This window comes from Frigoribacterium sp. PhB116 (genome assembly GCF_004364285.1).
In the GTDB taxonomy this organism is placed as follows: domain Bacteria; phylum Actinomycetota; class Actinomycetes; order Actinomycetales; family Microbacteriaceae; genus Frigoribacterium.
On sequence record NZ_SOBE01000001.1, the window covers coordinates 1,383,120 to 1,394,648 of the forward strand.

At 66.2% G+C, this 11,529-nt stretch carries 14 protein-coding genes and 1 pseudogene; 8 read left to right on the plus strand and 7 right to left on the minus strand.

All coding sequences use genetic code 11. From position 1 onward, the window contains the following. Positions 1 to 431: 431 nt before the first annotated feature. Positions 432 to 956, minus strand: coding sequence for a hypothetical protein (locus EDF20_RS06335; protein ID WP_133738025.1), 525 nt, complete (start codon positions 954 to 956; stop codon positions 432 to 434). A 98-nt stretch (positions 957 to 1,054) separates the two neighbouring features. After that, entirely contained in the window at positions 1,055 to 1,747 is a 693-nt protein-coding gene (locus EDF20_RS06340; protein WP_133738026.1) for an HAD family hydrolase, read from the minus strand. A 788-nt stretch (positions 1,748 to 2,535) separates the two neighbouring features. Here EDF20_RS06340 and EDF20_RS06345 point away from each other — a divergent pair. Then, positions 2,536 to 2,724, plus strand: a complete 189-nt coding sequence (locus EDF20_RS06345) for a hypothetical protein (RefSeq protein WP_133738027.1) — start codon at positions 2,536 to 2,538, stop codon at positions 2,722 to 2,724. Between the two features lie 86 nt (positions 2,725 to 2,810). On the opposite strand, the gene EDF20_RS06350 is transcribed toward EDF20_RS06345, so the two are convergent. Then, entirely contained in the window at positions 2,811 to 3,068 is a 258-nt protein-coding gene (locus EDF20_RS06350; protein ID WP_133738028.1) for a hypothetical protein, read from the minus strand. A gap of 161 nt (positions 3,069 to 3,229) precedes the next feature. Between EDF20_RS06350 and EDF20_RS06355 the strand changes: the two genes are divergently transcribed. Beyond that, positions 3,230 to 3,757, plus strand: coding sequence for a hypothetical protein (locus EDF20_RS06355; protein WP_133738029.1), 528 nt, complete (start codon positions 3,230 to 3,232; stop codon positions 3,755 to 3,757). A gap of 61 nt (positions 3,758 to 3,818) precedes the next feature. On the opposite strand, the gene EDF20_RS15630 is transcribed toward EDF20_RS06355, so the two are convergent. From EDF20_RS15630 to EDF20_RS06370, 4 genes are all read right to left on the minus strand, one after another. Further along, a complete protein-coding gene (locus tag EDF20_RS15630; protein ID WP_158614630.1) occupies positions 3,819 to 3,968 on the minus strand; it encodes a hypothetical protein in 150 nt (49 codons plus the stop codon). A gap of 236 nt (positions 3,969 to 4,204) precedes the next feature. Further along, positions 4,205 to 4,960, minus strand: a complete 756-nt coding sequence (locus EDF20_RS06360; RefSeq protein WP_133738030.1) for an SDR family oxidoreductase — start codon at positions 4,958 to 4,960, stop codon at positions 4,205 to 4,207. A gap of 11 nt (positions 4,961 to 4,971) precedes the next feature. Next, positions 4,972 to 5,508 (minus strand): flavodoxin, encoded by a 537-nt coding sequence (locus EDF20_RS06365; RefSeq protein WP_243833387.1) that lies wholly within the window; start codon positions 5,506 to 5,508, stop codon positions 4,972 to 4,974. A gap of 251 nt (positions 5,509 to 5,759) precedes the next feature. Further along, positions 5,760 to 6,608 carry an aldo/keto reductase gene (locus tag EDF20_RS06370; protein WP_133738032.1) on the minus strand — a complete coding sequence of 283 codons (849 nt, stop codon included), beginning with the start codon at positions 6,606 to 6,608 and terminating at the stop codon, positions 5,760 to 5,762. A 100-nt stretch (positions 6,609 to 6,708) separates the two neighbouring features. Here EDF20_RS06370 and EDF20_RS06375 point away from each other — a divergent pair, with 100 nt between their 5' ends. From EDF20_RS06375 to EDF20_RS06400, 6 genes and pseudogenes are all read left to right on the plus strand, one after another. Further along, positions 6,709 to 7,593, plus strand: a complete 885-nt coding sequence (locus EDF20_RS06375) for a helix-turn-helix transcriptional regulator (RefSeq protein ID WP_133738033.1) — start codon at positions 6,709 to 6,711, stop codon at positions 7,591 to 7,593. A 14-nt stretch (positions 7,594 to 7,607) separates the two neighbouring features. Further along, positions 7,608 to 7,922 carry a carboxymuconolactone decarboxylase family protein gene (locus tag EDF20_RS06380; protein WP_133738034.1) on the plus strand — a complete coding sequence of 105 codons (315 nt, stop codon included), beginning with the start codon at positions 7,608 to 7,610 and terminating at the stop codon, positions 7,920 to 7,922. Positions 7,923 to 7,944: 22 nt separating this feature from the next. Continuing rightward, positions 7,945 to 8,682 carry an SDR family oxidoreductase gene (locus tag EDF20_RS06385; RefSeq protein WP_133738035.1) on the plus strand — a complete coding sequence of 246 codons (738 nt, stop codon included), beginning with the start codon at positions 7,945 to 7,947 and terminating at the stop codon, positions 8,680 to 8,682. Between the two features lie 86 nt (positions 8,683 to 8,768). Continuing rightward, positions 8,769 to 9,755, plus strand: coding sequence for an aldo/keto reductase (locus EDF20_RS06390; protein ID WP_133738036.1), 987 nt, complete (start codon positions 8,769 to 8,771; stop codon positions 9,753 to 9,755). A 54-nt stretch (positions 9,756 to 9,809) separates the two neighbouring features. Further along, positions 9,810 to 10,757 carry an aldo/keto reductase gene (locus tag EDF20_RS06395; RefSeq protein WP_133738037.1) on the plus strand — a complete coding sequence of 316 codons (948 nt, stop codon included), beginning with the start codon at positions 9,810 to 9,812 and terminating at the stop codon, positions 10,755 to 10,757. Positions 10,758 to 11,290: 533 nt separating this feature from the next. Next, a pseudogene (locus EDF20_RS06400) lies at positions 11,291 to 11,529 on the plus strand (hypothetical protein); the annotation flags it as partial.

Here is an 11,529-nt window from a genome sequence, read left to right on the forward strand (position 1 = left end):
CCCCGGACCGCTCGCACAACCCTGTGATGACCGACAGCGAAGCCATCACACGAGCCGGTGACGCCCGGCTATCGATCGTCTAACGGGACACCGCTCCTAGGCCTCATGGTTGGATCGGTCTATGCCGCAGGGAAAGCCACCAGAACCGCGAACCGAGAAGCAAAACATCGGGACGATGGTCTTCGGTCTGGGGCTCGGGGCCTTTGGCGTGGCCTGGCTCATCTTTAACCCCAATTGGTCAGGCATCACGACTCGAGGCCTGCCGGTCTGGCTGGTCGGCCTATTGCTCATTGGGCCTTCGTGCGCTCTGTTCGTGATTGGACTACGGAGCTTCCTTGCCAATAAGCCTTAGTTGCGGCGATGTTCACACCTGGATGGCTCGCAGGAGTCACGCGTAGACGGCTGAGTAATGGCTTAGCCGAGGCAATCCCCTATCGGGCGTGCGGCTCCCTATGTCGCAACTCGTCGAGTATGCGGGTGAGCCTGTCGTAGCCCCGCCAGGCGCTGACCGTCGACACGATGAGCAAAGCAAGGAAGACGAGAGCGAGGACGAACCAGACCGGACCCGCTGTAGAAGCGAGCCAGAGGCTGAGCGCGATGAAGCCCGTGAACACGACAGGTGCCAGCCACCTCGATCTACGGTTCTGGTCCCGCCACTTCTCGAGCATCGGGATCCATGTCGACGAGTCGACGTCCAAAGGAAGGGCGCCGGCCTTCACCGCAGCCTGCATCCGGGAAAGCTCATCAACACCGCCGGCACGACGCCGAGCACGACTGATGACCACTCCGAGAAAGGCCGTCATTGCACCCGCGTAGACGACCGTGCTGATGAGACGGGCAATCACGGGCTGTTCGGCCGGCATGACGACGACACCGATGCCCAGCCACAAGGCAGCCAGGAGGACGAAGAGCAAGGGCAGGAGCGCTCGAAGCGGCAGGGAGCGGAAACGCGCCATCGGGGGGACTCCTTCGGATTAGCTCATACCCTTCCCTAGATTGTCTCCGCGTGACCGCATTGGAGCCGGCCCATCACACGCGTACGGGCACGGATCGGCTATTGGGCATCCGCAGACCTGGCGATCACGGACCGGACCAACTCACCGATCGGAAGCTCGCGGCGCCCGTGGCCGTCGACCAGCAGCGCCTGCATCCCGGCTGCCCTGGCTCCGTCAACGTCCTTCACCGGATCGTCGCCGACGAACAGGCATGCCTCCGGCTCGACTCCGAGCTCAGAGGCGAGAACGGCGAAGGCCCTCACGTCGGGCTTTGCGAAACCGACGCGCTCAGACGTGCAAACGACATCGAACTCGACGAGGAGACCTGTACGCCGGAGCTTTGCTAGCTGCTGAGCCTCCGTCCCGTTCGTCAGCAGCCCGATGCGATGACCGGACGCGCGCAAGTTCTGAAGAAGTGGAAGCGCATCGGGGAATGCCCGCCATGACGACTCGTACGCCCGCAGATAACCGCCGAACAGCCCGTCGACATCGACCTCGCCCGCAGGGACATCCACCCCGAGCGGCGGGAGGACAGAGCGCAGCCGCTCACGGCGCTGCTCCAAGAAGCTGATCTCACCCGACCGCCAACGCTCGAAGTGCAGCTCTTCGGCGGCGAACCAGCTAGCAAGCGTCGAGTCTGACGCGACCACACCGAGCGAGCCGAGGAAGTGGACCGCGGCGGATCGGGCTGAACCGTAGTGATCGAACAGCGTCCCGTCGAGGTCGAAGCCGACCGCACCCACTCGCGTCACCGCGCCAGTCTAGAAGTGGACCGGTGGCCGATCCTCAATCGGGCAGACCAAGTCTTGCGACCTAGCTGTCACCGATTCAGAGAGATGATGGGTCATGTCCTCCGATGACGGCACCCAGTCTCGCCTTCAGCAGCAGCGACGGGTCCCTCGCATCGCTGCTGCGCTTCTCGCAGCAGCTTTCGTATTCCTCGTCTTGCTCCCTCTGCTGCCCAGTCCCTACGTCTCGGGCGGCGCGCGACTTGCGTTGTTCCTCCTACCCCTCCCTCCCCTCCTGGCTTTCGGGGGCACACTCGCAGCACTCCTCGACCGAAAGATCGGCGAAACCAGCAAGGGCCTATGGGCCATCGGCTCAGCCCTCTTCGGGTTCGTCTGCGTACCGGCACTCTTCGTGCTCGTCACCCTCATAGCGGGGCCCTAAAGAATGAGCTCTCTGGCCAACGTGATCACCAGAGGACCAATTGGCCGCTGACTGATCTCCTACCGGGCACCAGTGGATTCATCCCTCCGCCGCGATACGTAGGAGCGGTAAAGAGCGATCAGGGTCAGCGGAGCGCCAATCACGACCAGCCATATAGCGCCGGAGACCGACCGAGACCAGCAAGGCCCACGCCGATCATGGTCGGTCCGAGAATGAGTCCGACAAGGATCAAGATCGTCCCGCGACGCCTCTGCTGCATGAACGGAGCCTGCCACTTGCAGAGCTCAGGTGTTGCTGCGCGCCGGCACAGAGGGGCAGCCCTCTAGGACCGTTGGCCGATCGTCTACTGCGACTCTTTGATGATGTCGCGGTGAGTGCGATCGACGATGCAGCGACAACGATCCCGCTTCGCGCCACGAAACCGATGGCGGATCGTTCCTCGATAGGGTCGAGTATGAAGTCCTTCGGATGGCGCGTATTCGGCTGGGGCATTGCACTCACCGTCGTGGTTGTCGTCGGCGGGTTCATCCTCCGAAGCTTCGGCGCCGTCGCGGCCTGACTCACGGGGACGTCATGCCGAGGAACGAGCCGCCTCCGCCGCCATGGCGCATTCCCGCGCGGGGATCCCCTAACGGGCGCGAAGCCTCAGTCTTGGTTCTCGGACTTAAGAGAGGCGTCGTAGGCCTCGTACGGCAGGGCTTTGAGGTAGAACGTGACCTTTAGGAGCATGGCTCCAGCCACGGCCCCGAGCGCAGCAACGGGCCAGAAGATCCACATGCCCGTGACGACCGCAGCGAAGACCAGCATGCCCGTGCACAACCCAGCGACAGTCGCAGCGCCATACGTGATCTCACGGGGGATGGAACCCCACACTTTTCGGTCTTCCAGAATCGTCAGACTCATCGGCTCTCTCCCAAATCTCGGAGCCCAACATGGCTCGGATGCTCAGCTAAGCGCCTTTACAGCGCGCGGCGTGCGAACCGCCCCGAGCAGGATCGTCTATCGGGACAGGATCAATCGCCTGATGGACGCGTTGGCGCACAAGCGGGACCTACAGTCACCTCATGCGAACACGTACCGTGATCCTCGGAGGGCCGCTCCTCGTAGCCCTCTACGCCGGCATCATGGTCGTGTCCCTCGGCTGGTTGGAGCCCCAAGCAGCCGTCCCGGGCCTCACGAGAACTGAGATAGCGCAGGGACTCGATCACTTCGGTAGCGACCTCACCGCACTGACCTGGTCACTCGTGGTTCTAGGCCTGGTTGGGGTCGGGCTCTCAGCAGTGGCCAGCACCGTGGGGCGCCGGGCTCGGCTCCAGCTGAGCACCATCGCGACCCTGCACCTCGGCTTGCTGGTCCTGGGAGCCCCCGTCTCGTTCTTCGCCGCTTTCCCGCTCGGCATGGACATGGCTGACGCCTTCGGGGTCTCAGGTGGACTCCGCACCCCGTGGTACATGGTGTTGCTCTGGGCGAGCGGCATCAGCCTGCTTTCGCTGCTCGCCCTGCTGTTCTCCACCATAAGAACGGGACAGCCGATCACCCCATCGCAAGAGTCAGGCGCCGAGAGGCGAGCTGCAACGATCCATCACCACTAGCCGATCGGCTATCGGGACGCAGAGCGTTCCCCTCTAGGTCGGTTTCGTGAAGCAACGGTTTCTAGCGTCGCATCTCAGCCACGGCTCGAACATTGAAGTAGATGCCGATCACGATCAGTCCCACGCCTAGGAGCATGAGCACATTCGGCAGGTCACTGAAGACCTTGGCGATGAATAGGACGGCAGCCAGAAAATAGAAGATCGTGGCCACGCCCATAAGCTTTCTAAAGCGAGGAATGTTGAAAGGCACCAGCGGCTCCGTATCGATCAAGAGAAATAACCTCGCGGGCCGAAAGGTCGGCTGTGGACAAGACTCCTCGCAAGGTACTGCCCAGTGTGGCCCGCTGTCCCGAGGGTGGATCCCCTATCGGGACGATCGTTTTTCGTAGCTTCGACGCCGATGCATCGGCACCACGGCCGTGTTGCAGCAGCTCCGCGTGATGAGACCTAGGGGCGTGCTCGGATGCGGTCGAGGTCATCTCGTACTCGTTCCGGTTCCTCCTCGAGCGGTAGGTTCGCTTCGTCGTGGACTCCATCCAGTGAGCTCGTAGGGTCGGGGTCGAGGACTGCGAAGACGGGGCCGAGGTCGTCCTGCTCGGGGCCGCGCTCGGCGACGAGCTCGAGGGTGCGGTGGTCAGCACGGTCGTCGGTGAGGCTGTCGACGAGGACGCGGGCGATCTGGTACCGGGCGATGACGCCATCGGCCGGGTTGCCGGCCTGGTGGGTGTCGCCCTGGCGCATGGTGACCTGCAGCTGGTCGGCATCGTTGTAGTCGAACCATCCGGGGCGGACGATCGTGTATCGGTTGCCACTGGCCCTGACGAGGCGTTCGCCTCGGCGCTTCCACTCGGAGCTGGGGTGCCGGACGGTCGCCCCGACCGTGGTCATCAGCGCGATCCGGACCGGACGCCCGTCGAGGACCTGCAGGACGTTGCGGACGGCGCCGTAGTTGACGGCTTCGCCGTTGCTGTTGTCGCCGTGGGTAAAGACGACGGCGTCGATGCCTGCGACAGCCGCGGTGAGGGTGGAGGCGTCGGTGAGGTCACCGACGACGACCTCTGCGGCCGGGTCGAGGCCACGTGCGCGGGAGGCGTTGCGCGCGAGGGCGCGGGTGCTGTGCCCGGCGGCGACGGAGGTGGCGACGACGTGGCGGCCGATGCTGCCGGTGGCGCCGACGACGAGAACGGTCAGGTGGTCGGTCATGGTGGGGCCTTTCATGCGAGGCCAGCGGCAGAGAGCCACTGGTCGAGGTCGGCGGCGCTGTCGGCGACTTCTTCGCCCTGCACGGCGAGCCCGTCACGGAGGCGGGCGCCGGTGTCGAGGTCGCGGTAGAAGCGTGCCGTGGAGCCGAGACCGCTGACGGCGTAGGTGACGAACGGGTGGACGTCCTTGCCTGCCAGGTCGACGGCCTCGACGAAGGTGGCCATGATCATCGGGGGCTGCACGTTCCAGATCGGGCTGCCGAGGAGCACCGTGTCGTACTGGGTGAGGTCCGGGAGGGCGCCGGCGATCGCGGGGCGTGCGTCGGCGTCTTGTTCCTCGGTATTGCGAGCGACCGTGGGGTCGTAGGCGTCCGAGTAGGGGTCGGCGGCCTCGATCCGGTAGACGTCGCAGTCGATGCGGTCGCTGATCATGCCGGCGAGGACTTCGGTGTTGCCGGTCTCGAGGGTGCGGCGGTCGCCGTACCAGTAGTTCTCGCCGGGGCGGGAGAAGTAGGCCATGAGGACGCGGCTACGGGAGGACGGCTTCACGGGGGTTCCTGTCGAGGTCGAAGGGGCAGCCGGCCCTACAGGCGCCGGTGGTGACGTCGTGCAGGCGGCGAGGCTGGCGGCGGTGAGGCCGGCTCCGCGGAGGACGGTGCGGCGGCTGAGGGGGTGACCGTGGTCGTGGGGCATGAGCGTCGCTTCCGTGGTCGAGGGAGGTGCCGTTCGTGGTGCGGGGCGGGGAGCGACAGAGGGCGGGTGCGACGCAGGCAACTGCGTCGCACCCGCCCTCTGGGGTACTAGCTGAGCCGGCGGGCGGCGAGGTGCCGGACGGTCTCGGGGTCGGCGTGGTCGAAGAACTGCGACGCACCGGTGTCGAGGGCCTTGATGCTCTCGAGCTCGTCGGCCGTGAGCTCGAAGTCGAAGACGTCGAGGTTCTGCGCCATGCGGTCCGGGTTCACCGACTTCGGGATCACGACGATCTGACGCTGGGTGAGGTAGCGGAGGACGACCTGGGCGACGGACTTGCCGTGGGCGTCACCGATCTTCGTGAGGACGTCGTTGGTGAAGAGGCCGTTCTTGCCCTCGGCGAAGGGGCCCCACGACTCGATCTGCACGCCTTCCTTGGACAGCAGCTCGTGGTAATCGTTGTTCTGCTTGAAGGGGTGGGTCTCGATCTGGTTGACGGCCGGGACGATCTCGTTGTTGACGATGAGGTCGATGAGGCGGTCGGCGGCGAAGTTGGAGACGCCGATGGCGCGGGCGCGGCCTTCCTTGTTGGCCCTCTCCATGGCGCGCCACTGCCCGTACACATCGCCGAAGGGCTGGTGCATCAGGTACAGGTCGAGGTAGTCGAGGCCGAGCTTCTGCAGGGACTCATCGAACGCGCGGGTGGTGTTCTCCTCCGCGGGGGCGTCCTGGATCCAGAGCTTGGTGGTGATGAACAGCTCGTCGCGGGCGATGCCGGAGGCCTTGATCGCGGCGCCGACGGCGTCCTCGTTGCCGTACGCGGCGGCGGTGTCGAGGAGGCGGTAGCCGGCCGAGAGGGCGCTCTCGACGGCCTTCTGGGTCTCGTCGGCGCCGACCTGGAAGACGCCGAAACCGAGGATGGGCATTTCGATGCCGTTGTTGAGGGTGACTGTCTGCATGTGACCATCACACTCGCGCCTTCACGGGTGTGGGAGTGAGGGTTTATACCCTGTCTGGCAGACACTCCCACCGCGCTCGACCCGGTCGTACGGTGGCGGCATGGACAACCAAGCAGAGGCCAGCGACTTCCTCCGCACCCGTCGCGCCCGGATCACCCCGGAACAAGCCGGACTCATCAGCGGCGGTCGCCGTCGGGTCGCAGGGCTGCGCCGAGAAGAGGTCGCGATGCTCGCTGGGACGAGCAGCGACTACTACACCCGCATGGAGCGCGGGCACCTGGCCGGTGTCTCCCTCGAGGTGCTCGAGGCCGTCGCTCGGGCTCTGCAGCTCGACGAGGCCGAGACGGAGCACCTCCACAACCTCGCTCGCGCCTCGAACCCGTCCCCGGTCCGGCGGCGCCCCAAAGCGCCCCAGTCCACTGTTAGGCCGAGCCTGCAGCGTTTCCTCGACACCATCACCGGCACACCCACGTGGGTGCGGAACAAGCAGATGGACATCGTCGCCACCAATCCCCTCGGCCGTGCCCTCCTCGCGCCGGTCCTCGACGACCCCGCGAGTCGCGGCAACAACGCCCTGTTCACTTTCCTCAATCCCGCCGCGCGGATCTACTACCCCGGGTGGGAGCAGGGCGCGAGCAGCATCGTCGCGACCCTCCGCACCGAGGCCGGCCGCGACCCGCACGACAAGGCCCTCACCGGCCTCATCGGCGAACTCGTCACCCGCTCGGACGAATTCCGCGTCCGGTGGGCCTCCCATGACGTCCGGTACCACCGCACCGGCGCCAAGCAGATCCATCACCCGGACGTCGGTGACCTCGAGTTCACCTACGAGGCGTTCGACCTGCCCGACAGCCCGGGCTGGAGCATGTACGCCTGCACCGCAGCGGCCGGGTCACCGACCGAGGAACGCCTCGCCCTCCTCGGCAGCCTCACCGCCACCCCTGCCACGACCACGATCGGCAACGACGCCGACCTCGACCACTGAACGAGAGCACCCGCATGCCCGACCAGACCCCCGCCCAGCGCGCCATCGGCGACTTCGCCCCGAAGCTCGTCGACCTCACCGACGACGTCCTCTTTGGCGACGTCTGGGAGCGCCAGGAACTGCCCAAGCGCGACCGCAGCCTCATCACCGTGACGAGTCTCATCACCTCCGGCGCGTTCGAGCAGCTCCCCAACCACCTCCGCCTCGCACGTCAGAACGGCCTCACGGAGACCGAGATCAAGGAGGCGATCATCCAGCTCGCCTTCTACGCCGGCTGGCCCAAGGCCATGTCTGCCATTCAGGTCGCCAAGACCGTCTTCGCCGAGTGACCCACCCCGAAAGGCACCACACATGAGCAACACCACCAGCACTCCTCGTGACCGGGTCGCGGTCATCACCGGCGCCTCCTCCGGCATCGGTGAAGCCACCGCCCGCGCCCTGCACGCCGCCGACTACGCAGTCGCCCTCCTCGCCCGCCGCGGCGACCGGATCGATGCCCTCGCTGCCGAGCTCGGCGACGGCGCCCTCGCTGTCCAGGCCGACGTCACCGACCGCGACTCCCTCGTCGCCGCGGCCGACCGCGTCAGTGACGAGCTCGGCAGCGCCACCGTCCTGGTCAACAACGCCGGCGTCATGTTGCTCGGCCCGTTCAGCACCGACCAGCGCGACGACTACCGCCAGATGATCGAGATCAACCTCCTCGGGGCCATCACCACCACCGAGGTGTTCCTCGATCAGCTCACCTCCGGCGAAGGCGACATCATCAACACCTCCTCCGTCGCCGGCCGCACCGCCCGCGCCAGCAACGGTGTCTACGCCGCCACCAAGTGGGGCATCAACGGCTGGTCGGAATCCCTCCGCCAGGAGCTGCAGCCCGCCGTCCGCGTCGCACTCATCGAGCCCGGTGTCGTGGCCACGGAGCTGCCGACCCACATCACGCACGAGCAGACGAACACCAGCGTCAACGAGATGTACGCCGAGGCCACCGTCACCGCGGACGACATCGCCGAGGTCATCGCTTTCACCCTGTCCCGGCCGCGGCACCTCGCCATCAACGAGATCCTGCTCCGCCCCGCCACCCAGGCCTAGAGCCCCAGAACCCGGAGGATCAGGCGCCCGCTGCTCCTCCACGTCCAGAACCACCTGCGCGGCGCCGCACCATCGAGAGGAACACCATGAAGTACACCCGACTCGGCAACTCCGGCCTCAAGGTCAGCAGCATCGCGCTCGGCTGCATGAGCTTCGGAGACCCCGCCAGCGGCCACCTGCCCTGGTCCCTCCCCCAGGACGACGCCCTGCCCTACTTTCGGCAGGCCCTCGACCACGGCATCACCTTCTGGGACACCGCCAACGTCTACTCCTACGGCGACTCCGAGCGCATCGTCGGCGAAGCCCTCCGCCAGTTCACCAACCGCGACGAGATCGTCCTGGCCACCAAGGCCTTCTTCTCGGACGCCCCCGGCACCAGCCCGGGCCTGACCGTTGCCGGCCTGTCGCGGAAGGCGATCATGCAGCAGATCGACGCGTCCCTCACGCGGCTCGGCACCGACTACGTCGACCTCTACCAGATCCACCGCTTCGACCCCGAGACCCCTGTCGAGGAGACGATGGAAGCCCTCCACGACGTCGTCAAGGCCGGAAAGGCACGCTACATCGGTGCCTCCGCGATGTGGGCCTGGCAGTTCGCCAAGATGCAGCACGCGGCCGACCTGCACGGGTGGACCCGGTTCGTGTCGATGCAGGACCAGTACTCGCTGCTCTACCGCGAGGAAGAGCGCGAGATGTTCGGCCTGCTCGCCGACCAAGGCGTCGGCAGCATCCCCTACAGCCCCCTCGCCAAGGGCCGCGTCGCCCGCCCCGCCGGTGAGCAGACCAAGCGCTCCTCCGACGACCCCGTCGGCAACGCCTTTTTCGCCGACACTGAGCGCGACCGCCCCGTCATCGACGCCGTGCAGCGGGTCGCTGAGGGCCGCGGCGTGCCGATGGCGCAGATCGCGATGGCGTGGGCTCTGAACAACCCCGTGGTTACCGCACCCCTCATCGGAGCCACCAAGCCGCACCACCTCGACGACGCGGCCGCCGCCGTCGACATTGACCTCACTCCTGAGGAGATCACCGCTCTCGAGGAGCACTACACGGTGCGCGACGCCGGCGGCTTCTGAGCCCGACATCGGGCAGCACTCCACACCGACGACCAGCACCAAGAACGGACACCCATGACCCGCATCGGCACCTCTGACCTCGACGTCTCCTCCCTCTGCCTGGGCGGCAACACCTTCGGCTGGACGTCAGACCGCGACACCTCGTTCGCAGTCCTCGACGCCTACACCGCTGCGGGCGGCAACTTCATCGACACCGCCGACGTCTACTCCGCGTTCGCGCCGGGGAACGTCGGCGGCGAGTCCGAGACGGTCCTCGGCGAATGGTTCACGACGACTGGCCGGCGTGAGGACGTGGTGCTGGCGACAAAGGTCGGCCAGCACCCGGAGTTCCGCGGTCTCGGCGCCGACAACATCGCCCGCGCCGCGGACGCCTCCCTCCAGCGTCTGGAGACGGACCACATCGACCTCTACTACGCCCACCGCGACGACCCGGACACCGCCCTGGAAGAGACCGCTGCTGCGTTCAACGCCCTCGTGCAGGCCGGCAAGGTGCGCCACGTCGGGCTGTCCAACTACTCGGCCGAACGAATCCGCGAGTGGATGGCCATCGCGGACGAGAACGGCTTCGCTCGCCCCATCGCTCTCCAGCCGCACTACAACCTCGTCAAGCGCCACGAATTCGAGACGGAGCTCGCACCCGTCGCGACCCAGTTCGACCTCGGAGTCATGCCGTACTTCGCCCTCGCCAGCGGCTTCCTCTCCGGCAAGTACCGCAGCAAGGACGACTTCGACGACTCCGCCCGAAGCGGCTTCGCCTCCGCCTACCTGAACGACGAGAGCGTGAAGGTCCTCGAAGTGGCAGACGAGATCGCGGAGGCGCGCGACGTGACGATGCCGACCGTGGCCATCGCGTGGCTTTTGACCAAGCCGACCGTGGTTGCCCCAATCGCCAGCGCCCGGGTGACCGAGCAGCTTGAGGCACTGTTGGCCGCGATGAGGCTCGAGCTCTCGGCCGATGATCTTGACCGTCTCGACGCAGAATCTGCTCGCATCCCCGCGTGACTCCCGTCCGATAGCCGATCGGCCAGCGACCATCGGCGGACGCTAGCCACTCCCCCGCATCTACGGGGCGCAGGCTGTCTCGATAGGTCAATCCGAAACTGATCTCGATGACCGATCGACTATCGGGATTCATCAACAGCCTTTCCCGGAATGACCCACCAACGACGAGGTGCAGGATCAGGCGGGAAGTACGTCTCCACCTGTTGATGCGTCGATGGCTGCATTCCTAATGAGGTCCTCGTACGACACCGGCATATCAGGCGAGTTCTGCACTGCTGTCGCTGGCTCTGCGAGGGGGCGACGAGCTGCATAGGGAACGATCCGGACCGGCACTGCGTCGGGGGCGCTTTCGTAAGTACTCACGTTCGCGGCCTCCTCCTGGCTGTGAGGATGGCAGAACTCAGGGCGGGCGGGAAGAGGCGGTTCTTCCGCTCTGCTGATGTCTCGTTCAGGTAACGCAACCTGTCGTTCTGCGTGAGGGTGGCGAACCCTTGTCAACTCCCCACCGGGAACCACAGACAAGGAGAACCATCGTGAACATCTCACGCAAGACCATCACCAAGTCCGCCTTCGGCATCGTCGCCTCCGGCGCCCTCATCTTCAGCCTCGCCGCCTGCTCCTCGACCGACGCCGGCTCCGGCTCGTCGTCGTCCGCCGCCCCGTCGTCCTCGTCGTCCGCTGCGTCGACCGAGCCCGTCGCGTCGCTCCCCGACCTCAGCAAGGGCGTCGACACCCAGGTCGCCGTCGACGCGTCCTTCGTCGAGGCCCTCAC

What these genes read in the sequence shown, in the direction of transcription:
- EDF20_RS06350 (WP_133738028.1), bottom strand. Translation starts at nt 3,068, where the DNA reads ATGAGTCTGACGATTCTGGAAGACCGAAAAGTGTGGGGTTCCATCCCC.
- EDF20_RS06355 (WP_133738029.1), top strand. Translation starts at nt 3,230, where the DNA reads ATGCGAACACGTACCGTGATCCTCGGAGGGCCGCTCCTCGTAGCCCTC.
- EDF20_RS06370 (WP_133738032.1), bottom strand. Translation starts at nt 6,608, where the DNA reads ATGCAGACAGTCACCCTCAACAACGGCATCGAAATGCCCATCCTCGGT.
- EDF20_RS06390 (WP_133738036.1), top strand. Translation starts at nt 8,769, where the DNA reads ATGAAGTACACCCGACTCGGCAACTCCGGCCTCAAGGTCAGCAGCATC.
- EDF20_RS06380 (WP_133738034.1), top strand. Translation starts at nt 7,608, where the DNA reads ATGCCCGACCAGACCCCCGCCCAGCGCGCCATCGGCGACTTCGCCCCG.
- EDF20_RS06385 (WP_133738035.1), top strand. Translation starts at nt 7,945, where the DNA reads ATGAGCAACACCACCAGCACTCCTCGTGACCGGGTCGCGGTCATCACC.
- EDF20_RS06395 (WP_133738037.1), top strand. Translation starts at nt 9,810, where the DNA reads ATGACCCGCATCGGCACCTCTGACCTCGACGTCTCCTCCCTCTGCCTG.
- EDF20_RS06360 (WP_133738030.1), bottom strand. Translation starts at nt 4,960, where the DNA reads ATGACCGACCACCTGACCGTTCTCGTCGTCGGCGCCACCGGCAGCATC.
- EDF20_RS06335 (WP_133738025.1), bottom strand. Translation starts at nt 956, where the DNA reads ATGGCGCGTTTCCGCTCCCTGCCGCTTCGAGCGCTCCTGCCCTTGCTC.
- EDF20_RS06375 (WP_133738033.1), top strand. Translation starts at nt 6,709, where the DNA reads ATGGACAACCAAGCAGAGGCCAGCGACTTCCTCCGCACCCGTCGCGCC.